Genomic DNA, 23091 nt, shown 5'->3' with positions numbered 1-23091 from the left:
GTGTCTCCGTGGGAAAAGCATCAGACGGCCCAGCAGCCGCAGCCGAACGAACCCCAGAAAGTCTGGACGTCGGCGGTGGGGGCGCTGGTGGCGAGGGCTGCGGCATGGTCATGGCCGTGGACCGCGCAACCGCTCGCGCATCCGCAGGCGCTCGCCAGCTTGGCGGCGGTGTCGGGGGTGCGGTGATAGCCGCCAAAGGTCGCGACCGGGGACCAATCGGGCATCGGCCGGGGCAAGGCCGGGGCGAGCGGCGCATAGTCGCCCTCGCCATAGACCACCGCGCCGCCGAGCACGGTCAGCACCGACCGCAAATGCGGGATTTCGCTTTCGGCCACGCTGAAATAATCGGCCGACAGCACCGCGAGATCGGCGAGCTGGCCGACCTTGATCTGCCCCTTTTTGCCGACTTCGTTCGAGAACCAGGTGTTTTCATGCGTCCACAGCCGCAGCGCCTTTTCGCGGCTCAGGCGGTTGACGCCGGGGTAGAGGCCGAGGCCGCCGACGGTCTTGCCCGTCACCAGCCAGTTGAGCGACACCCACGGATTGTAGCTGGCGACGCGCGTCGCATCGGTGCCCGCGCCGACCGGCAATCCGGCGGCCATCATCTTGGCGATCGGCGGGGTGCGCTCGGCGGCCTTTGCGCCATAGCGTTCTACGAAATATTCGCCCTGATAGGCCATTCTATGCTGGATCGCGATGCCACCGCCGAGGGCTGCGATGCGGTCGATATTGCGGTCGCTGATCGTCTCGCAATGGTCGAAGAACCAGTTGATCCCGGTGAAGGGAATGTCGCGCGCGACCTTCTCATACACATCGAGCGCACGGCCGATCGTCTGGTCATAAGTGGCGTGCAGCCGCCACGGCCATTTATGTTCGGCGAGCAAGCGGATGACGGGTTCGAGGTCGCCCTCCATGTTTGCCGGCATGTCGGGGCGTTCGACCCGGAAATCCTCGAAATCGGCGGCGGAATAGACGAGCATTTCGCCCGCGCCATTGTGGCGATAGCTGTCGTCGCCCTGGCCGGGCGTCACTTGCTTCACCCAGCCGCTGAAATCGGCCAGCTCTTCCTTGGGCTTTTGCGTGAACAGATTGTAGCTGATGCGCACGGTCAATTGGTTGTCGGCGTGGAGCTGCTCGATGATCGCATAATCATCGGGATAATTCTGGAAGCCGCCGCCCGCGTCGATCACACCGGTGACGCCGAGGCTGTTCATCTCGCGCATGAAGTGGCGCGTCGAATTGAGCTGATATTCGGGGGGCAGCTTGGGGCCCTTGGCGAGCGTGGAATAGAGGATCGTCGCATTGGGCTGTGCCAGCAACAGGCCGGTCGGGTTGCCCGCCGCATCGCGCACGATCTCGCCGCCGGGCGGGTTGGGCGTGTCCTTGGTATAGCCGACGACGCGCAGTGCAGCGGCGTTGAGCAGTGCGCGGTCGTACAGATGCAGGATGAACACCGGCGTATCGGGCGCGATCGCGTTCAACTCGGCGATAGTCGGCAAGCGTTTTTCGGCGAATTGATGCTCGGTAAAGCCACCGACCACGCGCACCCATTGCGGGGCGGGGGTGATGTCGACCTGGCGCTTGAGCATGGCGAGCGCGTCGGCAAGGCTCGGCACGCCATCCCAGCGGAGCTCCATATTATAGTTCAGCCCGCCGCGGATGATGTGCATGTGGCTGTCGATCAGGCCGGGGATGATGCGGCGGCCCTTGGCATCGATCACGCTTGCTTGCGGGGCGGCGGCGCGCACCTCGGCCTCGCTGCCGACCGCGAGGAAGCGCCCGTCGCGGATCGCGATCGCCTGCGCTTGCGGGTTTTCGCGGTCGAGCGTGGTGACCTTGGCATTGACGAGGATGAGATCGGTGGCCGGCATTGTGGAAGTCCTTGCGAGAAGCGGGGCGGCGAACGTGCCGATCGCCGCCCCGGCGATCGTCTGGCGGCGGGTGAGGTCGTTCATGCGTCCTGGTCGGGGTGGTCGCCGGGCAGGCGGCCAAAGACATGTTCGGCCGCTTCGGCGCGCAGGAAGGCAACCGCTTCGCCCGAGCTGACGCGCTTGACGAGCGGAATGACTTGTTCGCCGACGAGAATGCCGAGCAACCCGACCAGGGCGATGGCGGGCGGTGCGGGCGAACGCACGCCAAGCAGGCTGTAAATCAGCCCAACCAGCAAGCCGACGGCGAGCGAGATGAGATATGGCTTCATTTAGGTCACTTCCTGCTGGAGCGGTAAAGCCTGCAGCATCGGGGCGGGCGGGGGGCTTGGGACCCGCCCCGACGCGCCATCCTCAGCCGTGCTGGCCTTCGGAAGCCCCGAACATCGTCTTGGCGTAAGTGATGCCCAGCCCATAGGCTCCGCCCCATTTACGGGCGATAGCGGTGGTCGACTCATAGCTATCCACCCGTGCCCAATCGCGCTGCAGTTCGAGCAGATACTGCACCGACGTCATCGGCGTCGCGCCAAGCTGGATCATTCGCTGAACCGCGCGCTCATGCGCTTCGGGCGAAACGTCGCCGCAGGCATCGGCGATGAAATAGACATCGAAGCCCTGGTCGATCGCCGAGGCCACGGGACCGACGATGCAAACGCTGGTCCACAGCCCGGCGAACACGATGCGGGTCTTGCCGATGCGGTTGACCTCGTCGATCACGGCGGCATCTTCCCACGTGTTCATGCTGGTGCGGTCGAGCATTGCCTGGCCGGGAAAAGCGTCCTTGATCTCGTCGAACATCGGGCCCGAAAAGCTCTTTTCGGCAACCGTCGTCAGGATCGTCGACACGTTGAAGGATTTGGCGGCATTGCTGATGAGTGCTGCATTGTTGCGCAGCAATTCAGCACCGATCGATTTGGTGGCGAACGCCATTTGCGACTGGAAATCGATCAGTACGAGCGTGTGGTCGGTAGGCGAAATCAGCGATTTGCCGGGCGTTGCGGTCGCGGTGATGGTCATGGGAGGAACCTTTCTTACAATGTCGGAGTGGAAAGCGTGGTGTGGATCGCGATGCCGCTTTTCAGCGTCAGCGTGACGGGGGTGCGCTCGGCAATCTCGGCCAGGCGGGTCTGCGCGGCGGTGTCGGGCCCGACGATCGTCAGCAGCCGTTCGACACGGTTGCCATCTGGGCCGCCGACCAGGCGCAGCGCCACGTCGAGCGTTTCGATCGGCCAGCCCTTGCGATCGGCATACATGCGCAGCGTGATCGCGGTGCAGGCCCCCAAAGCGGACAGCAGCAGGTCGTACGGCGCGGGGCCGGCGTCTGCGCCGCCACGGCTGGCGGGTTCATCGGCGGTCAGCATATGGTGCCCGGTCGTGATCGCGGTGCGGTAGAATTCTGTGCCGATCCGGGCGGTGGCAGTGGCCATGCTACGATCCCTTCAAAGCGACAGCAGCGCGATCGCGTCGATCTGCGCTGGGTTGAAACCATGGGTCGACAGGCCATCCGCGAGGTCGCGGGCCGGGGTGCGGCGGCGGCGGGTCGTGCAGACGAACCGGCGGACCGCCTCGCGGCGCGGATCGGCGGCCACATCGGCGTTGCGCTTGCGGAAGAAGTGCGGCGCACATCCGCAGGCATCGGCTTCGCGCAGCGCTTCGGCGACGGCTGACCATTCGCGATTGTTGAGGACGGGCGGTGGGAGCAAAGACGACATCGGAACCTCCTGTGGCGACCCGGCAAGAGATGGCGAATTCGCGACGTCAGCGGCAGACGTATAAAATCGGTCAGAACGTTCCAAATTGTTGAATAGCGTTCCCATGAGCTCTGTTTAGCCACATTGGCGAGAACGGTCTTGGATCGCCGTGATGCGACCAGCATCTATCTGCGACACCCGTTCGTGCGCGCAGCCGACATTTCTAATAATTCGAACGAACGATACAATTTTATTCCACTGGTTGAGGGGGAGGGGCAGTGCCATCTTTGCGGCAACGGCGGGATTGGTCCGCCCCAAAGGAGATTTCCCATGGCTACCCTACCACTCGGTGCAACCGCCCGCCCCTCGACCAGCGCCGCTGCGCTTCCGCTCGTCGGCCGTACCGCGATTGCCGCGATCTTCGTCCTCAGCGGCCTGTCCAAGCTCGCCGCGCCCGCCGCCACGATTGGTTATATCCAGTCGGTCGGCCTGCCCTTGCCGCAAGTCGGCTTGGCGATCGCGCTGGTCGTGGAATTGCTCGGTGGTGTGGCGCTCATCCTTGGGTATCGCACGCGTCTGGTGGCGTCGGTGCTGGCGGTGTTCGCGATCGCGACCGCGCTCGCCTTCCACAGCGCGCTTGGCGACCAGAACCAGTTCATCCACTTCTTCAAGAACGTCGCTATCGCCGGTGGCCTGCTCAACGTCATCGCGCTGGGTGGCGGAGCGTGGAGCCTCGACGCCCGTCGCTGAACCACGGTCCTGCGCAGGAGAAAAAAAAGCCGGACGGGGTACCCCGTCCGGCTTTTTCGTGCGCGGATGTTGCGTCTATCCAAGATCGCGCCGCGTTGTGCGGTTATGTTCGCCGTGAAAGGAACTTCGATGTCCGACCCTGACCCCAACCCCGACTCGACGCCCGATGTGCCGGCCGAGGACCATGAGGAAGAGCTGATCGACGAAGGTCTCGAGGAAAGTTTCCCCGCCAGCGATCCGCCCGCTGCTCCGCGTTTCGATTGAGCGGGGCGATGCAGAAGCTGCTCGTCCTTTATGGCTCGTACCGCTCCGACCGTATGGGCATTCGCCTTGCGGATTATCTCGTCCGACGCTTTCAGGCGCGCGGGGTCGACGCCGAATTGATCGACGCAAAGGCGGTCGGGCTGCCGATGCTCGATCGCATGTATAAGGAATATACCCCCGCTGAGGCACCGTCGGCGATGGCTGCGCTGGCAGCCAAGATCCGTGAAGCCGACGCCTTTTTGTTCGTCACAGGCGAATATAATTGGGGCGTGCAGCCGGGCCTCAAGAACCTGACCGACCATTTCCTTGAGGAATGGTTCTGGCGTCCCGCGGCGATCGCCAGCTATTCGGCGGGGCGGTTGTCCGGGGTGCGCGCCGCGCAGGCTTGGCACCCGACATTGGCGGAAATGGGCATGGTCGTGGTATCGAGCACTCTCTCCATTGGGCCTATCAGTGCAACGCTCGACCCCGCGGCGCAGCCGATCGGGGGCGGCGGTGCGGCGCTGGAAGCGGGGTTCGACCGGTTCGCCGATGATCTGACCTGGTGGGCGGATGCGGCGGCGCGGCAACGCGCGGTGGCGGCACCGCCTTATTGACCACGAGCGTTCTGCTGCGTTCGCGGCAGAACGATTTCGTTTGATAAAGGTGGGGGCTAAAGCGCAGGTGCACTGGTATCGTGCGCTTCCCGTCCTTCCCCGGACAGCGCGATCGTTGCGCGCGGAGGAGCGGGGGGTCGATGAGTAGGGATGTAGTGATTGCCCATGCGCGCCCCGGTTCCTCGCGGGCAGCACCGATCGCGCCGTCGCGCCGCGCCGTCGTCACCGGCCTGTGCGCCGCAACCCTGTGCGCCGCCGCGCCCACGCCCGCCCGTCCGCAACGGATCGTCTCGCTCAACCCCTGCCTCGATGTCATCCTCGTGCAACTGGTCGACCGCCGCCGGATCGCGGCGCTCAGCCATTGGGCGAGCGAGGCCAATGGCTCGACCATCGCAGCCCTCGCGCGCACGCTGCCCAAAACCTATGAGAGCGCGGAGGAAGTGATCGCGCTCGCGCCCGATCTGGTGTTGGGCGCAAAGCTGATGCCGCTGGCGACGCGGCAGGCGCTGGCGCGCAGCGGCTTGAACACCGCTTTGTTCGATGTGCCCGAAACCATCGCCACCAGCATCGCCCAAGTCCGCGATGTCGCGCGCGCCGTGGGGGAAAGCGCGCGCGGCGAGCGCATCGTCGCGCGGATCGAGGCCGCGCTGCGCGCCGCCGCGCCGCCGCCGGGCATGGCGCCCGTCTCGGCGCTGGTGTTCATGGCCGGTGGTTTTGCTTCGGGGCCGGGGACGCTGATGGACGAACTGATGCGCCGCGCAGGGCTCAGCAACGCGATCACGCGCTATGGGTTCACCCAGTCGCGCAACGTGCCGCTCGAACTGCTGGTCGCCGATCCGCCGCAATTGCTGCTGTCAGGCGAAACCAGCGCGGGCGCGCCGGGATGGGCGCAGCGGGTGATGCAGCATCCAGCGCTGGCGCATGTCGTCGGCGGGATGCGGCGCGCGGTGTTCCCCGAGCGGCTGCTCTATTGCGGAGGGCCGGTGATGATCCCGGCGCTCGCCACGCTGGTGCGCGCGCGGCAAAGCGTGGTTGGGGCATGATGCTGCGGCGGATCGCGCTCTATGCCGGGCTGCTGGTGCTGCTCGCCGTGCTGGCGGGGCTCAGTTTGATTGCGGGGCGGGTGTGGGTGCCGCTGTCGGCCTGGAATGTCGCGAGCAGCGATCCGCGCTGGGCGATCATCGCCGATCTTCGGGTGCCGCGCACCATCCTTGGCATGTTGATCGGTGCGGCGCTTGGCCTGTCGGGCGCAGCGCTGCAGGGTTATACGCGCAATCCGCTGGCCGATCCCGGCGTGCTCGGCGTGTCGGCGATGGCGGCGCTGGGTGCGGTGCTGACGCTCTATTATGGCGCGACGCTCGCCAGCATCTGGGTGCTGCCCGGCGCGGCGATGCTGGGCGCGTTGATCGGCGTGGGGCTGCTGCTGCTGCTCTCGGGCAGCCGGTCGAGCCTCGTTACCTTCGTGCTGGCGGGCGCGATCCTCAATATCGTGGCGAGTGCGGGCATCTCGCTCGCTTTGAGCCTCGCGCCGAGCCCCTGGGCGGTGGGCGAGATCGTCGACTGGCTGATGGGATCGCTGCAGGATCGCAGCGTCGATGAAGTGCGGCTGGCCGCCCCCTTCATCCTCGCCGGGGCCGCGCTGTTGCTGACGACGGGCCGCGCGCTCGATGCGCTTACGCTGGGCGAGGCGGGCGCACGTTCGCTCGGCATTTCGCTCACGCGGACACGCTGGACGCTCGCGCTGGGTGTGGGCCTGGCGACGGGCGCGGCGGTGGCAGTGAGCGGGGTGATCGGCTTTGTCGGGCTGGTGGTGCCGCATGTGCTGCGCCCGCTGGTCGGCGCGCGGCCGGGCGCGTTGCTTGCCCCCAGCGCGCTCGGCGGCGCGGTGCTGGTGCTGGCGGCGGACATTCTCGTGCGCGTGACTCCGGCGGCGGGCGAGGTGAAGCTCGGCGTGGCGATGGCGGCGTTGGGCGGGCCGTTCTTCCTGGCGCTGCTGCTGACGCTCCGGCGGAGGATCGCATGAGCGTGCTGTCGTGCCAGGATGTGCGCGTGACGCTGGGCGGCCGCGGCGTGCTGGCGGGGATCGACCTGACGTTCGCGGCGGGACAGGTGACCGCGATCGTCGGCCCCAATGGCGCGGGCAAATCGACCTTGCTTGCCTGCCTTGCCGGGCTACGCACGCCCGATAGCGGCGCGGCGCATCTGGACGGCCAGCCGGTCACCGCCATGCCGCCACGCGCGCTCGCCCAGCGGCTCGCTGTTCTGCCGCAGACGCCGGAAATCGCCTGGGCGGTGGATGCGCGGACGTTGGTTGGCCTCGGTCGCATTCCGTTCCTAGGCGCGCGCGGCGGCGGCACTGCCGATGCGGCGGCGGTGGCGCAAGCGATGGAGCTGGCCGGGGTCAGCGACTTCGCTGGCCGCGTGGTGACGAGCCTGTCGGGCGGCGAACGCGCCCGCGTCCTCATCGCCCGCGCGCTCGCCGGGGAGCCCGAATGGCTGCTGGCCGATGAGCCGCTGTCGGGGCTCGACCCCGCGCATCAGCTCGACGTGGCGGGGCTGTTCCGCGTCATGGCGCTGGCCGGGGCCGGGGTGGTGGTGACGCTGCACGACCTGACGATGGCGCTGCGCCTCGCCGACCGCGTGGTGGTGCTGGCGGCGGGCGCGGTGCTGGCCGATGGCGCGCCCGTCGACGCGCTGAGGCCGGACGTGCTGCGCGCGGCTTACGGGATCGAGGCGCGCGTGCTGGCGGGGGCGCAAAGGCCGATCATCGATGTGGTGCGCCGCGCGGGGTGAGGGGCGTCGCCTGTGCTTCTCCCTCCGTTCGTGCTGAGCGTGTCGAAGCACCTCTCTCAGCACGCGCAGAACGTCACAACCGAATAAGAGCATCGGGTGGCAACTTCCCATCGAATCCTGAAGCATCGCCAACGGCCTCCCCACACAGCACGAAGGTCGGCACTTCGATAAAGGAATTCGGAGCCGGAACTGCAAACGGTACATTCGGGGCGGGAACAGAATCGATATTTGCCCCTTCGACTATGCCAACATGGCAGATGTTGTGCGCTCGCAGGCTCCGTATCGACTGAATCAGGCGCTCGTAATTTGGGGCAGGTCCTAAACGGATCACCACGACCTTCAAAGACTGTCCGCTTTGGGTCATGGCGGGAAGTCGCACGCTTTCATCAGTGCGAGGGTCGGGGTTCCATCGACCCTTAGTCAATACGGTTGTCTTCTGGCTCGGGGACACGGACAGGACCAAAGAGTCGATCCCTACATAGGTGATCGCCGCATTGGGCCTGGTTGAATCGTAGGCGCGCCAACCGAAGAGCGCGATATTGCCGATCAGAAGAGCGGCGGCGCTGATTATGAGAAGAGTCCGTCGCCGGGGCATGGCGCACGATACCATCCCCATGCTTTCCCTTCTATAGGTTGAGGGGGAACAGCAGGGGCGCGCCGACTTGACGCAGCGCCAGCGCCGCGCATGACAGGCGTCATGATACCCGAGATCGAACCCGCCACCGCTGCCGATGCCCCCGCCGTCATCGCCTTGTGGCACGCGTGCGGCCTCACCCGCCCGTGGAACGACCCCGCCAGCGACTTCGCGCTCGCGCTGCGCGAGGCGCAGTCGAGCGTGTTGGTCGCACGCGGGGAGGGCGGCATCATCGGCAGCGCGATGGTCGGTTTCGACGGCCATCGCGGCTGGATCTATTATCTCGCGGTCGCCCCAGAAGCGCGCCGCTCCGGCCTCGGTCGCGCGCTGATGGCGGCGGCGGAAGGCTGGCTGCACGCGCGCGGCGCGCCCAAGCTGCAATTGATGGTTCGCGGCGACAACACTGCCGCGCTCGGCTTTTACGAAGCGCTCGGGTTGGCGCGGCAGGATGTCGTGGTGCTGGGGCGGTTTCTGGCGGATGCGGGAGTGGGGTGAGGGGCTTGAGGCGATTTTGCGAGCCGCGCGTTCTTCTCTCCCGTAGTCGTGACGGTCACCGTCCCCCTAGGTGAAAGAGGCTTGACCAAGCTTTGCGCCGGATTGCCGCTTCCCGGGGAGTCCACCGAAAAGGGAAAAACTCGATCATGTACGGTGTAGCGCTCTCAGAACCTTTTTCGACTTCCAGTGCTTGTACCTTGTCCGTGAGTATTTCGATCAGTTGGCAGACTGGTTTTAGGATCTCGATAATGGCCCACACGCATTGACCGCGAGTCGCATGGGCGGCGCATATTTGGTAATTGACGTCTATGGTTAGCTCCCAACGACCCAGTGGCCCCCATTCCCAACCGAGCGCTCCACGGGCCTCGCAAAATGCCCGAGCTCTGCCCATGATCCGTTCGAGGCGACGATGCGAAAGAACATGTTCTGCAATCTGAATGTGGACCTTGAACCAGCGGACCAAGGGGTCCGGGTGTTGTTTGCCGTTCGTCAGTTGATCGAAATTGTAATATCTCGATCCAAGAGCAAACTCTGAGAGAGCCTCTAAGGCATCATAATGGTGAGACCTTGCTTCAAACCAGCCATCGGCCAGTCCGTGGGCAGCACCAATTAGCCGCACATGTTCATAGAGTTCTGTGATTGAATGGCCGAGGGCTTTGAGCTGCTTGTCTGTCGGATTTGCGAGATCGTTGGCTGCTTTGTGATTAAGGATTACGGCTATTTTCATAATTCGCTCCATCCCAATGGAAAGAGCAAACAAGGTCGAGTAAATTGTACCCGCTCTGTCGTAGTCTATTTTTGCTAGAGCTTCAAAGCCGGATAGCAAAGAGGCGCTGGCTAAATGCCCCTCTTGCGCCAATAGGCGATGTTCAGCAGTGATGATCATATCCAAACGATACGCTGCTTCCAAAGGAATTCCAAATTGAACCGGACGATGTACGCCATCCCCAATTGCGACACGGTCAAGAAGGCGCGCACCTGGCTGGCCGAGCACGGCGTCGACTATGCGTTCCACGACTATAAGAAGCAGGGCGTCGATGAGGCGGCGTTGCGGCGCTGGGTCGGTCGGCTCGGGTGGGAGGTCGTGCTCAATCGCGCCGGCCAGACCTTCCGCGCGCTGCCCGATACAGACAAGACCGATCTCGATGCCGAGAAGGCAATCGCGATCATGCTCGCCAAGCCGTCGGCGATCAAACGCCCGATTCTGGAAGCGGGCTCCGAAAAGGACGGCGTGCTGCTGGCAGGGTTCAAGCCCGATACCTATCTAGCGGCTCTCAAGCCTTAAAGGAGACCGCCATGCCGACTGCACGCTGGAACGGGGCGGTGATCGCCCAGTCCGAGGATACCGTCGTGGTCGAGGGCAACCATTATTTCCCCGCCGACAGCATCGTCGCCGACTATTTCGAAGCCAGCGCGACGCACTCGGTCTGCCCGTGGAAGGGCGAGGCGAGCTACAAGTCGCTGGTCGTCGACGGCAAGCGCAATGAAGACGCGGCGTGGTTCTACCCCGACCCCAAGCCCAAGGCGGCGGAGATCAAGGACCGCATCGCCTTCTGGAAGGGCGTGACGGTCGAATAAGGCCCGTCACCCCTCCCATTGGAACACCTCGTCCAGGGGTTTGCCGAACACCTGTGCGATGCGGAACGCGGCCTCGAGCGTCGGCGAGTATTTGCCGGCCTCTATGGCCGCGACGGTCTGTCGCGTCAGGCCGATCTTCTCGCCCAGCTCGGCTTGCGTCATTTCCCCGGCCATGAAGCGCAGCAAGCGAATGTGATTGGTAATGCGCGCGGACACGACGCTCAGCCCCGCGCCCGATAGCCGAGAATCTCGACGCCGCAGCGGGTGAGTTCGCCGAGCACGATTGCGCCCAGCACGGCGTTGGTCAGCACCGGCAGGCTCGCACCCAGGAACAGCGTTGCCAGCGCGGCGAACAACGCCGTCAGCAACACGGGATAAGCGAACGCCAGCGCACGCCGGGCAATCGCGCGGTCGCGTTCGTCGCTCGGCTGCTGCGCGTCGCGTAGGTTGGTCAGTGCCACGAGAATGCTTGCGACCGTCATCACCGCCACCAGCGTCGCGATCACCGCCAGAAAGCCCGCCGCTGTCGCCGGGCCGAGCGCGGTGGTCGGTTGGCGCATCGCCACCAGCGCAAAATACGGCCCGAAAGCGACGAGGATGCCACCTGCGGAAAGCCATGCGATCTTTTCTCTGAACGGCATTTCGATCTCCATGTTCCAATAACAGAACCCAATGTTAGAAATATCCAACATAGAGTCAATGGTAGTTTGCATTTGGCCATTGCCACGCTGGCGTCCGGCGGCGGGAGGCGCTAGTCGTTGCGGCCATGTCCACGACCTTCACCATCGACACCGCGACCAGTCGCGCCAACCCGACCCCCGCGCCGATGAAGCGCCTTACCGTGCCGTCGATCCGCGCGCGCAAGGGGGCGGAGCCGCTGGTGATGTTGACCGCCTACACCGTGCGCACCGCGCAATTGCTCGATCCGCATTGCGACATGCTGCTGGTGGGCGATAGTCTGGGGCAGGTGGTGTACGGCCTGCCCTCCACCGTGCCGGTCACGCTGGAGATGATGGCGGCGCATGGCGCGGCGGTGGTACGCGGCAGCTATCATGCGGTGGTGGTGATCGACATGCCGTTCGGCAGCTACGAAGCCTCGCCCGAAAAGGCGTTCGAAAGCGCGGCCTGGCTGCTCAAGCAGACCGGTGCGGCGGCGGTGAAGCTCGAAGGCGGCCGGGCGATGGCCCCCACGGTCAAATTCCTGTCCGAACGCGGCATTCCCGTTATGGGGCATGTCGGGCTCACCCCGCAGGCGGTCAACACGCTCGGCGGCTATGGCGCGCGCGGGCGGACTCAGGCGGAAGCCGCCAAGATCATCGACGATGGCCAGGCGATTGCCGCGGCGGGAGCCTTCGCGCTGGTGATCGAGGGCGTGGTCGAACCGATCGCAATCGAGCTGACGCGCACGATCGATTGTCCGACCATCGGCATCGGTGCCTCGGCCCAGTGCGACGGGCAAGTGCTGGTGGCGGAGGATATGCTCGGCCTGTTCGATCGCACTGCCCGCTTCGTGAAGAAATTCGATGATCTTGCAGGCCGTATTTCCGCCGCGGTTGAAACCTATGCGGCGGATGTCCGCTCGCGTACCTTCCCCGGTGCCGAGCAGATTTACGCCCCGAAGGACTGACGCCGCCCAGGAGTTTCGCCCGATTTTTTGAGCGCTTTTGTTTGTCCACCGGCGCGGCTAAGGTCCGCGCCTTCCCGCCCTGATCCGATGGAGTTCCCCCTTGGCTGTGCCGCCGAATACCGATGCCGCATTCCTGCGTGAAGTCGATGAGGAGCTGCGTCGCGATCAAGTCGCCAAGGCGGCGAAGCGCTACGGGATCGCCGCGATCGCGCTGGTGGTGCTGGCGCTTCTTGGTTTTGGCGGGTGGCTGCTGTGGCAATCGCATGAGCAATCAGTCGCGGGTGAGCAGGGCGAAGCGCTGTCCAAGGCTTATGAAGACATGGGGAGCAACCGCATCGATTCGGCCCGTGCCAAGCTCACCACGCTGGCGGCATCGAACATTGGTGGCTACCGCGCGCTCGCGCTGATGAGCCAGGCCGATCTGCTGCTGCAGAAGCAGGACCTGCGGGGAGCCGCCGCGAAGTTTGCACAGGTTGCGAGCGATGGCTCGATCGGCCAGCCGCTCCGCGATCTTGCGCTGGTCCGCCAGACCACCGCCGAGTTTGACTCGCTGAAGCCGGATGTCGTCATCGCACGGCTGCGTGGCATCGCGGTGAAGGGCAATCCGTGGTTCGGCAATGCCGGCGAGCTTGTCGCGATTTCATACCTCCGCCAGAATCGTCGCGATCTCGCGGGCGTGCTGTACGGTCAGATCGCGCGCGATCCGAACACGGAGGAGACGCTGCGGCAACGCGCGGTTCAGATGGCGGGCGTATTGGGTGTGGATGCCGTCACCGAGGCTAAGGAACAGAAATCGCAATGAAGATGACCAACCGCTTTCTCGTCGTGGCCGTGACTGCTGTCGCGCTCAGCGGCTGCGCTTCGATGAAGGGCAAGAAGAAAACGCCGGTGCTGGGGCAGCGCATCGCGATCTTGGCCGGGGAGCATGACGTGCTCGCCGACAAGACCATTGCGGGTGTCGATGTGCTCGTGCCGCCTGCGGCACCCAATGACAGTTGGGCCCAGCCCGGTGGCAGCGCGTCCAAGTCGCTTGGTCAATTGAGCCTCGGCTCGTCTTTGTCGCGGGCATGGAGCGCCTCGATCGACGGGGGCAGCAATCGCCAACGCCTGGGAGCCGCGCCGGTTATCGCTGACGGTCGACTGTATGCGATCGACGTCGATGCGACGATCCACGCCTTTTCGTCGACGACGGGGGCGGCTGTTTGGTCCACCAACGTGGCCGAAACGCACAAGGGCAAGATCGACAAGAAGACCCGCGGCGCGCGCTTTGGCGGCGGCGTGAGCTTCGATGATGGCAAGATCTTTGCCACTGACGGCCTGGGCGATGTCGTCGCGCTCGAGGCAGCGACTGGCAAGGTGCTGTGGCGCGTCAAGCCGGGTGCTCCGCTGCGCGGCGCGCCGACCGTGGCCAATGGGCAGATCTATATCCTGAGCCAGGACAATCAGCTTTACGCGTTGTCGCAGGCCGATGGCGCTGTCGTGTGGACGCAGTCGGGCTCGATCGAGACGCAAGGCGTGTTTGGCGTGGCCGCTCCGGCCGTCAGCCAGGGGACCGTGGTCGCGGGCTTCTCGTCGGGCGAACTCAACGCCTATCGCTATGAAAACGGCCGCACGCTGTGGCAGGACGCGCTGTCGCGTTCGACCATCTCGACCTCGGTTTCCTCGCTGGCCGACATCGACGCCGATCCAGTCATCGATCGCGGGGTCGTGTTCGCGGTCGGGCAGGGTGGCCGCATGGTCGCGCTCGAAATCGTCTCGGGCCAGCGCATGTGGGAACAGAATTTCGCTGGCATCTCCACCCCGTGGGTGGCCGGCGAATGGGTGTTCCTGGTTACGGACGATGCTCGTCTGGTTTGCCTCGCCCGCGCGACCGGAAAGGTCCGCTGGATCAGTCAGTTGCAGCATTTCAAGAGCGAGAAGCGCAAGAAGGACGGCACGATCAAGGACAGCAAGAAGGCCAATCCGGTCACCTGGTTCGGTCCGGTGCTGGCGGGCGGGCGGCTGGTGCTGACCAATTCGCTCGGTCAGATCGTCTCGGCGTCGGTCGAAAATGGCAAGGTCGGCACGGTGATTGAGTCCAAGGCCCCGTTCACGCTGCCGCCGGTCGTGTCCAACAATACGCTGTACGTGCTCGACCAGAAGGGCCGTGTCACCGCTTACAAATGAGGTGCGGCGCGGTCCGGTTGGACCGCGCCGATGATCCATTGGGCAGGATCAGTTGGGCAGCGCGGTAATATCGACCTTTTCCACCCATTTCGGGAAAAAGGCGGGCTGGCGGTTCGACCAGCCCGACGCGGTCGCCGCCGCCTCGCTGATCGACTGCAGCAATTTGCGGCGCAGGTCGGGATGCAGATGCGGTAGCGCTGCGGCAGCACAGAAGGCTGCGGGTAGCCACGGACGAATTTCCGCACCGACCAGGCGCTCGTACAGAAAGCGATAGGCGGAAAAGGTCGTCAGCCGCCCCTGGCCCAGATCGAAGGCCGTAATAGTCAGCAGCGGTGCGAAAAGCGGTTCCACCGAATCCAGGCCACTGTCGTCCGGGATCATTGCGCGGATGTCGGGCAGGCGTGTGTAGACGCGAACTTGGGCGCGGATGCTCGCCGCTTCGACAACGTCCCTCGACCAGCGTGCCATCGCGTCATCTCGGTCGAGACCGATGTCCAGAGAGCGCCGGACATAACGCTGCGTTGCCGACGAAAAGCCAGCAAACTCCTTCATTTCCGCCAATGTCATGGCACCGTTCGCCGGCTTCATTCGAGAACCCATTACATCACCCCGCGCCCAAAAAGTGCAGTTGGGCGATCATGCGCTTCGTGGCTTACTCCATGGTTAACGCGCGATCGTCCAATAGTAGTAAGCGACCATAGATTTTGTTGCAGCGCAACACGCGAGGTGGCGAATCTGGTCCAATGATGGAAAATTCTGAAAGGTGCGGCGATCGCGCAACATTTTTAGGCGAAGCGGGACCGCCGCTAGGGATTATCGGCGATCCGCGATAATCGCGGCCTCCGCGTCCTGATCATAGCCGGACGATTTGGGGGCCGCGCCGTTATCGCCCGGTTTGGTCGTCGCAGGAGGATCCGAAGCGTCCATCGATTCGTCGAGCGCGTTATCGAGCACCGCGTCCGGGCTGGTCGGATCGCGCTCGAGGCGCTTGGCAATCGACTCGTCCTGGCCCGCATTTTGGCGCGGATGATGGATCTGTTCGTTCTCTTCGGGGCTTCCCGGGGCGATCGACAAGCTGTCGAGCGCTTTCTCGTCGATCATTTTGGTATCGTGCGGCATCGTCGCTCTCCTGACTGCAATGGCTCTGAAACGAGCGGAGCGCGGACAGTGTTCCGTCAGGGCAGGCGGGTGACGGTCACGCGCTGCTGGTTCATCGTGGCGCGGCCAAACACCGTCATGAAAGCGATGTCGGTGGCATCGCGGCCAACCGCAACGCGGGCCAGTTCGGCGCTGGATGCCATGCGCGTGGCATCGACCAGATGCCAGTCGCCATCGATCCACAATTCGGCGACGGCATGGAAGTCGGGCGGGTCGACGCCTGGGGCATAGGCGGATACGCACCGGGCCGGAATGCCGCCAGCGCGCGCGAGTGCCACCAGCAGGTGCGCGTAGTCGCGGCAGACGCCGCGGCGTTCGGCAAAGGTCATCAGCGCGGTGGTCGTGCCGCTGGAGGTGCCACTGGCATATGTGAGGTGGCCTGCCACCCAATCGACCAGCGCGCTCGCCAATGGGCCTGCCGACAGCCCGCCAAATTCCTGTTCGACAAAGCCTTCCAAACGATCGGATTCGCAGTACCGACTAGGCAGCAAATAGGGGATGGTTTCGGGCGGCATCAAGCGGATCGGCGTGTCGCCCAACTCGGCGAAATCGCGCGGTTGGCGCAGGATCTCCACGGTCGCGCGATATTCGGCGTGAAACGATCCTTCCGCGTGAAGCCAGCACCGTTGTCCAATACCCTCTTCGCCGGGCACCGCGCGTAACGGCGTGTTGCTCCACACCGTGAAATCCTGCGTCAAAAGGCGCTGATCGGGGCCTTTTGCAGCTTCGATCAGCAACAGCACGTCGGCGGCACCGTCGATCGCATAATTCAACGTCACATCGATCGAGAGGCGCATCACGGACCCTTCGGCAAAAGAAAGGGCCCGATAGACATTCTATCGGGCCCAGACCGGACAGATCCGGTGCGTCGCGTATCGCGTCGATCAGTTGCGGTTGCCGAACATCCGCAGGATGAAGAGGAACATGTTGATGAAGTCGAGATAGAGGGTCAGCGCCGACATGATCACCGTGCGCTGCTCGTCTTCGGTTCCGGCGACATAGGCATAGACGCTCTTCGTGCGCTGGGTGTCATAAGCGGTCAAACCAGCGAACAGCAGAACGCCGACGATGCTGATAACCAGCGCGAGCGGGCCTGACTGGAAAAACACGTTCAGCAGCATTGCGACAATCAGGCCGACCAACCCCATGACCAGGAAGGTGCCGAACGCCGAAAGGTCACGCTTCGTGGTGTAGCCGTAAAGGCTAAGCCCCGCAAAAGCGGCCGACGTCGCGAAGAAGGCCTGTGCAACCGACGTGCCGGTGTAGCGCAGGAACACCGTCGACAATGACAGGCCCATCGCTACCGCAAAGCCCCAGAACATCGCCTGCAGCGTGCCGGGTGCCATGCGGGCGGCCCCATAGCTCATGGCGAAAACGAAGCCCAAGGGTGCCAGCATGATGATCCAGGCGAGCGGACCGCCACCGATCAGAATGTGCGCCGCAGGCGAATCCAGGCCGCCCCATGAGAAGAACATGGCGACCAACCCGGTCAACAGGATGCCCGACAGCATGTAGTTGTAAACCGAAAGCATATAGCTGCGCAGGCCGGCATCGAATGCCGCCGTGCCGACGGTCCCAGCCGCCGGGAACGCCGAAGCATTCGGACGGGGATCAGACCAGTTTGCCATTGCGAGAAGCTCCTAAACACCGACCATATGTCAGATGACGGCAATATCGGCCTTTACAGCGCGCTTTTCAAGCCAATCCCGCAACCGTGCGATCCCGCCGTCGCGCAGATCGCCGACGACCGATCGACAGGAATGCGGCCCCGACGTGAAAGCGCTTTCGTAATCTCGGTATGCTCTGCTAGGCTGCCGAGCAGAGCAGAAACTGCCGAGAGGATTGATCGAATGGCGACCCCACCGGGCATCGCGCCGCCGCGCGCGTCAGCCTATGCATATTATGTTCTCGGCATTCTTTTCCTGGTCTACGTGCTTAATTTTGTCGATCGGCAGATCATCTCGATCCTCGCCGAAGACATCAAGCGCGACCTGCATTTGAAAGATGAGGATCTTGGTTTCCTCTATGGCACGGCGTTCGGGGTGTTCTATTCCTTGTTCGGCATCCCGCTCGGCCGGTTAGCGGATAACTGGCACCGGGTTCGGTTGATGACCGCAGGCCTGGTGCTGTGGTCGAGCATGACCGCGCTGTCCGGCTTTGCGCGCTCGGGAGGAATGCTGGTTGGGGCGCGAATCGGCGTGGGCATTGGCGAGGCGACGGCAAGCCCGTCGGCTTATTCCCTGATTTCCGACTATTTTCCCAAGAAGTTGCGCGCCACCGCGCTCGCGATCTACTCGTCCGGCCTCTATGTCGGAGGCGGGGTTTCGCTCAGCATCGCAGGGCTCGTCGTGCATCGCTGGAACGCAGTCTATCCGGCCGGCGGACCGCTGGGGCTGCACGGGTGGCAAGCCGCGTTCATCGCCGTGGGGCTGCCGGGCTTACTGTTAGCGCTGCTGGTCGCGACACTGCGCGAGCCAGTGCGCGGTGCGGTGGAGGGACTGCCGCCGCCCGAACGGCATCCGGCCCCGTTCCGCGCCTTGCTGGCCGATCTGCTTACCATCGTGCCTCCGTTCACGCTGATTGGCGCAGCGCGCGGCGGGGTTCGGCCGCTCGCGATCAATCTCCTCGCGCTTGGCGTGGTGGCGGGGGCGATCGCGGTGTTGCGCCATTTTGGCGAGCCGTGGCCGCAATGGACCGCCGTCGGGCTAGGGGCCTATGCGGTCTTTTCCTGGGCCAGCGCGCTGAAGCGCCGCGATTTGCCGACCTATACGCTGGTGATCGCCAATCCGGCATTTCTCTGTGTCGTCATTGCCTATGGCTTGAACGCGTTTGTCAGCTACGGCGTCAGCCTGTGGGCGGCACCCTATGCGATGCGCACCTTGGGTGTGACGATCCAACAAGCCGGCGGGTGGATCGGCGGAACGCTGGCCTTTGGGGGTTTTGTCGGGGTGACGGTGGGCGGCATTGTCGCTGACCGACTACGGCGACGCTTTCCGGCGGGACGGATCATGGTCATCCTGTTCGGCGCGGTCGTGCCGCTGCCCTTCATCGTCATCGCGTTTCGCAGCGGGGACGTTTCGATCTTCGTCTCCGCGTTACTGGTGGCGGCAACGTGTTCGAGTACGGCGCTGGGTGCCGCAGGGGCGACGATGCAGGATCTGGTATTGCCGCGCATGCGTGGCACCGCAACGGGCGCGTTCTTCATCGGCACGACGCTGCTTGGCCTGGCGATGGGCCCCTATATTGCCGGGCGCGTTTCGACCCTGTCGGGCAGTCTTACCACCGGCGTGCTTTCGCTGCTGCTGACCGCACCGATCACGATCGGCGCAGCCATCGCAGCGTATCGATTGGTGCCACGGGCAGAAGCCAATCGTGAGGCGCGGGCGCGCGCTGCGGGAGAGGTGATCGCCTAAGCGCGCGTCAGCCCGCGCTGAAGACCCCGCAGGCGATCCGCGCCCCGCTATTGCCCGACGGGTCGGTCATCAAATCGTCCGGCTTGGCATGGACGACGATGGCCGAGCCATCGGTGTCGAGCAGCCCAGCCATCGTTGCGCCGGGCAGCAAGATGCCGATCGTCCCGCGCCCACCAGCGCCGACGATGAGATTGGGCAGATCGCCTTCATGCGGCCCCTGGGGGTTCATCGAGCCGTGCTTGGTGCCCGCCGGGTTCCAATGGCCACCTGCACTGGCGAAGTCGGGGGCGTCGCAGCGCCCGACGGTATGCACATGTGCCCCATGCGTGCCGGGCGTGAGATCGTGCACATCGAGCGTCAGTCGCAGGCCACCCGTCACTTCGGTCGCGGTCGCGCGACCGACATCGGCACCGTCCGGCGTGCGGATTTGCGCCACCGCATGCGCGCCCTCCGCGACTGGCGCGCCGACGGCGACAGTCTTTTGCGTATCGCAGCCGGTGAGGCCGAATGTCGTCAATGCAGTTGCCGCGATCACGAATTTGCGCATGCGAATCTCCTGTTGCCGCCGCGACCGTTGCTGGGCGTTAATCGCCAAACGCGCAACTGCCGCCTTAGGTTCGCTCCTTTGATTGCGTCCGTCAGACGAACCCTAGGTTCCACGACGAGCTGTTGTAATTGCCGATATTGGGCAGGACCGTGCGCATGTCGGTCGCGGAAACGCCAAACCAATTGGCGAGCGTCGAGGCATATTGGTCGACCGCGATCGTCGGCAGCAGCCGGCCCTGGCCGACGTCGTCGACCGTGCCATTGCCGATTGCGGGCGGCGTTCCATAGAAGCGCTGCCCGCGTACAGCATCGCCCATTACGAAATGCATGCTGCCCCAGCCGTGATCGGATCCGTCGTTGTTCGACACCAGCGTCCGCCCGAAATCGGAGGCGGTGAAAGTGGTTACCTTGTCGGCCACGCCCATCGCGACGGTTGTGTCGTAAAAGGCCCGCATCGCGTTTGCGAGCAGCGTGGTCTGAGTGGGATGATTGGCGACCAGCGCATCATGCATATCCCACCCGCCAAGCGACACGAAGAACACTTGCCGCCGCGCGCCCAGTTGCGACGAGACCGAGATGAGCCGCGCGACGATCTTGAGCTGATCGGCAAGGCTGTTGGACGTGGGGAAAAGCGGGAAATTGGCGGCAGGCGCGCTAGCGAGCGCAGCATTGACCTGGGCATAGGTATCGAGTGCGCGCTTGCTGATCTTGGCGTGCTCGTCCTGAAAGATGTTGGTTTGCGACGCGGCCATCAGCGTGCGCAGCGTGCTTGCGCCCGTGCTCGACCCGAACAGGGTTGAGCCATTGTTCAACAATGCGATCGGCCCACCGGTGCCAACCGCATATTGGATCGCGGTCTTGCCGGTCAGGAATACAGCGTTGCCGGTGGCGTTGATGCAGGTCAGCGTCGCCGAGCCATTGCCGCTTTGGAGCAGATCCCCGATGCGACCGCCCCAGCCGGAGGTCGCGCCCTCGGGGTTGGAGGCTTGCCAATAGCTTTGCTGGTCGTTGTGGCTGAACAGCTTCGGCGGCAGTGGCACCGAATTGGCGCTATATTGCGCCTTGGTCGTCGGCTGGACCAACGTGCCGACATTGAGCGCGACCGCCATTTTTCCCGCGTTGAACAGCGGCAGCAGCGGTGACAGCGTCGGAGCCAACGCATATTGTCTGCCGCCGGCAAGCGCGGTCGCGGGATTCAGCACGGTGGCGGCCAGCGCCGCGCGATCGAGCGCAATGTTGCTGCGGGCAGCCTGATAGAGCGCGTAGCTCGCCTGATCATAGGGCGGCAGCGTGTTGGCGTAATCGTTACCGCCATAGAGGAACACGCAGACCAGCGCCTTGTAATCGCTGGTAACGGCCGCGGCAGCTTCGCCGATCGCGGCGAGGCTGGTGACGAACGGCATGGCGCTGCCCGCCAGTCCGAGCGCGGCGGAGCGTTTGAGGAAGGCGCGGCGGGATTGGTCGCTGGTCATGGCGCGATCCTTACTTGAAGGTCAGATAATCGGGCGAGGCCATCGTCAGCAAAATGGCGGTCATCACGCGGTTGCTGGGGCCGGTCGCACCGGTATTGGCGATGCTGTCGACCGCGGCTTTGATTGCCGCAACCGTCGCGCTGCTCAATTGCCCATTGGCGAGCACGAGGTTGACCTCGTCGATCAACGCCTGACTGTCCGCCGCGAGCGTCAGGATCGTGGTGTAGTCCGCCTTGAAGTCGCCGGTGCCATTGGCGATCAGCGCCTGCATGTAATTGATATAGGCGACGACACTCAGCTCGTTGGTGATCTGAAATTCCGGCGCGACCAGCCCCGCGCTGGCGATGGCGGTATTGGGCGGTGCATAGCCGGGACGAAAGAAATTGAAGACCGTCGCGCTGTGTCCGATCGATTGGGCGAGCCGCGAATTGGGGTTCGACGTGTCGCCGATCGCCCAGGCATTGGACGGCGACGTCGCGGAATAGGCGCGTGCCCAACCGACCAGCCGCAGCACGGGTTCGCGTAACTTGCCAGCGGTCGCGCTGGTCAAGGCCGCAGAATCGCGGGCTTCGGTATCGAGCAGGATCGCGCGGATCACGGCCTTCAAATCGCCGCGAACGCCCTTTCCATTGTCGGCGAATACGGCGGATACCCGTCCGATATAAGCGGGCGAGGGGTTGGAAGTGACGAGCCGCTGGATCAATTGCTTGGAGACGAAGGGCGGGACGTTTGGATGCGCAAAGATCGCGTCGAGCGCGAGGTTGACGGCGGCCATTCCCTCGGTTCCCGCCGGGATCGTCGTGCCGAGAAACGTCGATGCACCGGTTTCGTGCTGCGACGCCGTCATGACCAGCGGCACGCGGTAACGCTCCGGCGTCGTGCTGTCGGACGATGCCAAATTGAGTCCGGTAAATACCCGCGCCAACCCCGATACATCGGCTGGGCCATAGGTTTCGAGCGGCTTTCCCGCGTTTGTTTTGACCGATCCGTCGGGATTGAGCTGATACAGGCCGAGCGTGAACAACTGCATCAGTTCGCGCGCATAATTTTCGTCGGGCTGAGAGCCCGTGGTAGGGTTTGCCTTCCGGTTGCCGAGAAAGGTCAGGAACGTCGCCATTGCCGCATTGGTGGTGATCGCGCCCATCAGCGTGCGGAAATTGCCAAAGGCATTGTCGAGCAGCACGTCGAAATAGGCCGCGCCGGCAAACTGCTTCCAGTTGAGGTTGAGCGCGTCGACGCCGATCACCAACATTTCCGACAGCGCGATGCCGACGCGTTGGCGCAACTGATCGGGTTCGACGATCATTTGCCGCCAGATCGTCTGGTCGAACCCCGCCAGCGAATTGATGAAGGTTGCGGCCGAATAGCCATTGGCCACGAGCCAGTCCCAGTGGCGTGTCGACCGAGACAGCGCGAATTGCGCGGTCAGCCAGCCATCGTAGCTGGCCGACTGCACGTTTGCGATCTCCGCCTTGGTCGCACCGAGCGTCGCCTGGCCCAGAAAGCGGCTGGCGGCGGCCGCTCCGATCGGGGTCGGTGTGGGCGTCGATGGCGTGGGGGTGGGGGAGCCTCCGGTGGCGCCGCCGCCGCTTCCGCCGTCTCCGCACGCGGCAAGCGCCAGCGTCGCCGCCAGCGCGGCCATGGAAGCGCCGGACAGCGCGGCGGGGTTCGCGATTTCGAGTGGAGCCGTTTCAACAGGAGCATCGGCTGCAACTACGCGATCGTCCAGGACGAGTGCTTGCTCTGTCACGCTTTTACCCCACTTCGGACCAAAGCGCGCCGGCGCGCTCGTGTCGTCCGGCGCTCCTACCAGCAAAGCAGCCCCCCCGCCATGATCTATCATAAGGCAATGCAGCGTTAAGGACGGCGTTGAGGACGGCGGGGCGAGCGGGGGATCGATCGCTCAGCGCGCAACCTTTTAGACGCTGGGCGTGGCCTCGTGCCCTTCCCCAAGCTTCCCCTCGCTGCTATCGCCCCTCG

Annotated in this window: 29 protein-coding genes; 13 read left to right on the top strand and 16 right to left on the bottom strand. The window is 64.3% G+C overall.

What is annotated here, in order from left to right:
• Positions 1-20: 20 nt before the first annotated feature.
• The 5 genes from ACP7BY_RS01835 to ACP7BY_RS01815 form a co-directional block, all read right to left on the bottom strand.
• Entirely contained in the window at positions 21-1955 is a 1935-nt protein-coding gene (locus ACP7BY_RS01835; RefSeq protein ID WP_171010548.1) for an amidohydrolase, read from the bottom strand.
• Positions 1952-2200, bottom strand: coding sequence for a XapX domain-containing protein (locus ACP7BY_RS01830; protein WP_033966553.1), 249 nt, complete (start codon positions 2198-2200; stop codon positions 1952-1954). Before ACP7BY_RS01830 ends, ACP7BY_RS01835 begins: the two co-directional genes overlap by 4 nt.
• Before the next feature lie 82 nt (positions 2201-2282).
• Positions 2283-2945, bottom strand: a complete 663-nt coding sequence (locus ACP7BY_RS01825) for a hydrolase (protein ID WP_033966554.1) — start codon at positions 2943-2945, stop codon at positions 2283-2285.
• Between the two features lie 14 nt (positions 2946-2959).
• Positions 2960-3355, bottom strand: coding sequence for an OsmC family protein (locus ACP7BY_RS01820; RefSeq protein ID WP_033966555.1), 396 nt, complete (start codon positions 3353-3355; stop codon positions 2960-2962).
• A gap of 12 nt (positions 3356-3367) precedes the next feature.
• Positions 3368-3640: a hypothetical protein gene (locus ACP7BY_RS01815; RefSeq protein ID WP_033966557.1), complete on the bottom strand. Its 273-nt coding sequence runs from the start codon at positions 3638-3640 to the stop codon at positions 3368-3370.
• A 309-nt stretch (positions 3641-3949) separates the two neighbouring features.
• Here ACP7BY_RS01815 and ACP7BY_RS01810 point away from each other — a divergent pair, with 309 nt between their 5' ends.
• The 6 genes from ACP7BY_RS01810 (at position 3950) to ACP7BY_RS01785 (ending at position 8022) form a co-directional block, all read left to right on the top strand.
• A complete protein-coding gene (locus ACP7BY_RS01810; RefSeq protein WP_033966559.1) occupies positions 3950-4369 on the top strand; it encodes a DoxX family protein in 420 nt (139 codons plus the stop codon).
• Positions 4370-4498: 129 nt separating this feature from the next.
• Entirely contained in the window at positions 4499-4633 is a 135-nt protein-coding gene (locus ACP7BY_RS01805; RefSeq protein WP_260591593.1) for a hypothetical protein, read from the top strand.
• An 8-nt stretch (positions 4634-4641) separates the two neighbouring features.
• A complete protein-coding gene (locus tag ACP7BY_RS01800; RefSeq protein ID WP_033966562.1) occupies positions 4642-5229 on the top strand; it encodes an NADPH-dependent FMN reductase in 588 nt (195 codons plus the stop codon).
• 140 nt (positions 5230-5369) lie between these two features.
• Positions 5370-6272, top strand: a complete 903-nt coding sequence (locus tag ACP7BY_RS01795; RefSeq protein WP_137902930.1) for an ABC transporter substrate-binding protein — start codon at positions 5370-5372, stop codon at positions 6270-6272.
• Positions 6269-7252: a FecCD family ABC transporter permease gene (locus ACP7BY_RS01790; protein WP_126848687.1), complete on the top strand. Its 984-nt coding sequence runs from the start codon at positions 6269-6271 to the stop codon at positions 7250-7252. Before ACP7BY_RS01795 ends, ACP7BY_RS01790 begins: the two co-directional genes overlap by 4 nt.
• Complete coding sequence (locus ACP7BY_RS01785; protein ID WP_137902931.1) at positions 7249-8022, top strand: ABC transporter ATP-binding protein; 774 nt, start codon at positions 7249-7251, stop codon at positions 8020-8022. The genes ACP7BY_RS01790 and ACP7BY_RS01785 overlap by 4 nt, the downstream gene beginning before the upstream one ends.
• A gap of 73 nt (positions 8023-8095) precedes the next feature.
• Here ACP7BY_RS01785 and ACP7BY_RS01780 read toward each other — a convergent pair whose 3' ends face one another.
• Positions 8096-8638: a hypothetical protein gene (locus ACP7BY_RS01780; protein WP_137902932.1), complete on the bottom strand. Its 543-nt coding sequence runs from the start codon at positions 8636-8638 to the stop codon at positions 8096-8098.
• Positions 8639-8719: 81 nt separating this feature from the next.
• Here ACP7BY_RS01780 and ACP7BY_RS01775 point away from each other — a divergent pair, with 81 nt between their 5' ends.
• Positions 8720-9151 carry a GNAT family acetyltransferase gene (locus ACP7BY_RS01775; RefSeq protein WP_081988737.1) on the top strand — a complete coding sequence of 144 codons (432 nt, stop codon included), beginning with the start codon at positions 8720-8722 and terminating at the stop codon, positions 9149-9151.
• A 55-nt stretch (positions 9152-9206) separates the two neighbouring features.
• Here ACP7BY_RS01775 and ACP7BY_RS01770 read toward each other — a convergent pair whose 3' ends face one another.
• Entirely contained in the window at positions 9207-10043 is an 837-nt protein-coding gene (locus ACP7BY_RS01770) for a hypothetical protein (RefSeq protein ID WP_137902933.1), read from the bottom strand.
• A 42-nt stretch (positions 10044-10085) separates the two neighbouring features.
• Here ACP7BY_RS01770 and ACP7BY_RS01765 point away from each other — a divergent pair, with 42 nt between their 5' ends.
• Together ACP7BY_RS01765 and ACP7BY_RS01760 are read left to right on the top strand one after the other, a co-directional pair.
• Entirely contained in the window at positions 10086-10436 is a 351-nt protein-coding gene (locus ACP7BY_RS01765; protein WP_033965346.1) for an arsenate reductase, read from the top strand.
• 11 nt (positions 10437-10447) lie between these two features.
• Positions 10448-10729 (top strand): DUF427 domain-containing protein, encoded by a 282-nt coding sequence (locus tag ACP7BY_RS01760; protein WP_033965344.1) that lies wholly within the window; start codon positions 10448-10450, stop codon positions 10727-10729.
• 6 nt (positions 10730-10735) lie between these two features.
• Here the strand turns inward: ACP7BY_RS01760 and ACP7BY_RS01755 are convergent, their stop codons facing one another.
• Both ACP7BY_RS01755 and ACP7BY_RS01750 read right to left on the bottom strand, forming a co-directional pair.
• Positions 10736-10945 (bottom strand): helix-turn-helix transcriptional regulator, encoded by a 210-nt coding sequence (locus ACP7BY_RS01755; RefSeq protein ID WP_010403556.1) that lies wholly within the window; start codon positions 10943-10945, stop codon positions 10736-10738.
• 5 nt (positions 10946-10950) lie between these two features.
• Positions 10951-11370, bottom strand: coding sequence for a hypothetical protein (locus ACP7BY_RS01750; RefSeq protein WP_231565146.1), 420 nt, complete (start codon positions 11368-11370; stop codon positions 10951-10953).
• Between the two features lie 125 nt (positions 11371-11495).
• Here ACP7BY_RS01750 and panB point away from each other — a divergent pair, with 125 nt between their 5' ends.
• The 3 genes from panB to ACP7BY_RS01735 all read left to right on the top strand — a co-directional run bounded on the left by panB (position 11496) and on the right by ACP7BY_RS01735 (position 14522).
• A complete protein-coding gene (gene panB / locus ACP7BY_RS01745) occupies positions 11496-12356 on the top strand; it encodes a 3-methyl-2-oxobutanoate hydroxymethyltransferase (RefSeq protein ID WP_033965341.1) in 861 nt (286 codons plus the stop codon).
• 106 nt (positions 12357-12462) lie between these two features.
• Entirely contained in the window at positions 12463-13158 is a 696-nt protein-coding gene (locus ACP7BY_RS01740) for a tetratricopeptide repeat protein (protein WP_310065742.1), read from the top strand.
• Positions 13155-14522, top strand: coding sequence for a PQQ-like beta-propeller repeat protein (locus ACP7BY_RS01735; RefSeq protein WP_137902935.1), 1368 nt, complete (start codon positions 13155-13157; stop codon positions 14520-14522). Before ACP7BY_RS01740 ends, ACP7BY_RS01735 begins: the two co-directional genes overlap by 4 nt.
• 48 nt (positions 14523-14570) lie before the next feature.
• Here ACP7BY_RS01735 and ACP7BY_RS01730 read toward each other — a convergent pair whose 3' ends face one another.
• The 4 genes from ACP7BY_RS01730 to ACP7BY_RS01715 all read right to left on the bottom strand — a co-directional run bounded on the left by ACP7BY_RS01730 (position 14571) and on the right by ACP7BY_RS01715 (position 17308).
• On the bottom strand, positions 14571-15122 hold the full coding sequence (locus tag ACP7BY_RS01730; RefSeq protein ID WP_033965337.1) for a hypothetical protein: 552 nt from the start codon (positions 15120-15122) through the stop codon (positions 14571-14573).
• Positions 15123-15335: 213 nt separating this feature from the next.
• Positions 15336-15641, bottom strand: a complete 306-nt coding sequence (locus ACP7BY_RS01725; RefSeq protein WP_033965336.1) for a hypothetical protein — start codon at positions 15639-15641, stop codon at positions 15336-15338.
• Positions 15642-15697: 56 nt separating this feature from the next.
• Positions 15698-16477, bottom strand: a complete 780-nt coding sequence (locus tag ACP7BY_RS01720; protein ID WP_171010549.1) for a transglutaminase-like domain-containing protein — start codon at positions 16475-16477, stop codon at positions 15698-15700.
• Between the two features lie 87 nt (positions 16478-16564).
• Positions 16565-17308, bottom strand: a complete 744-nt coding sequence (locus ACP7BY_RS01715) for a Bax inhibitor-1/YccA family protein (protein WP_033965334.1) — start codon at positions 17306-17308, stop codon at positions 16565-16567.
• A 222-nt stretch (positions 17309-17530) separates the two neighbouring features.
• Here ACP7BY_RS01715 and ACP7BY_RS01710 point away from each other — a divergent pair, with 222 nt between their 5' ends.
• The gene (locus tag ACP7BY_RS01710) at positions 17531-19093 is read left to right on the top strand and encodes an MFS transporter (RefSeq protein WP_033965332.1); all 1563 of its coding nucleotides are present in this window, start codon (positions 17531-17533) and stop codon (positions 19091-19093) included.
• A gap of 7 nt (positions 19094-19100) precedes the next feature.
• Here ACP7BY_RS01710 and ACP7BY_RS01705 read toward each other — a convergent pair whose 3' ends face one another.
• The 3 genes from ACP7BY_RS01705 to ACP7BY_RS01695 all read right to left on the bottom strand — a co-directional run bounded on the left by ACP7BY_RS01705 (position 19101) and on the right by ACP7BY_RS01695 (position 22861).
• Positions 19101-19640 (bottom strand): superoxide dismutase family protein, encoded by a 540-nt coding sequence (locus ACP7BY_RS01705; protein WP_033965330.1) that lies wholly within the window; start codon positions 19638-19640, stop codon positions 19101-19103.
• A 91-nt stretch (positions 19641-19731) separates the two neighbouring features.
• On the bottom strand, positions 19732-21111 hold the full coding sequence (locus ACP7BY_RS01700) for a DUF1501 domain-containing protein (protein WP_033965329.1): 1380 nt from the start codon (positions 21109-21111) through the stop codon (positions 19732-19734).
• 10 nt (positions 21112-21121) lie between these two features.
• A complete protein-coding gene (locus tag ACP7BY_RS01695) occupies positions 21122-22861 on the bottom strand; it encodes a DUF1800 domain-containing protein (protein ID WP_249340866.1) in 1740 nt (579 codons plus the stop codon).
• Positions 22862-23091: the final 230 nt, after the last annotated feature.

The organism is Sphingomonas sp. PSPC2-2, assembly GCF_049897725.1.
GTDB lineage: Bacteria > Pseudomonadota > Alphaproteobacteria > Sphingomonadales > Sphingomonadaceae > Sphingomonas.
Note: the sequence above shows the minus strand (reverse complement) of the source record. Positions and strands in the feature narration are given on the sequence as shown.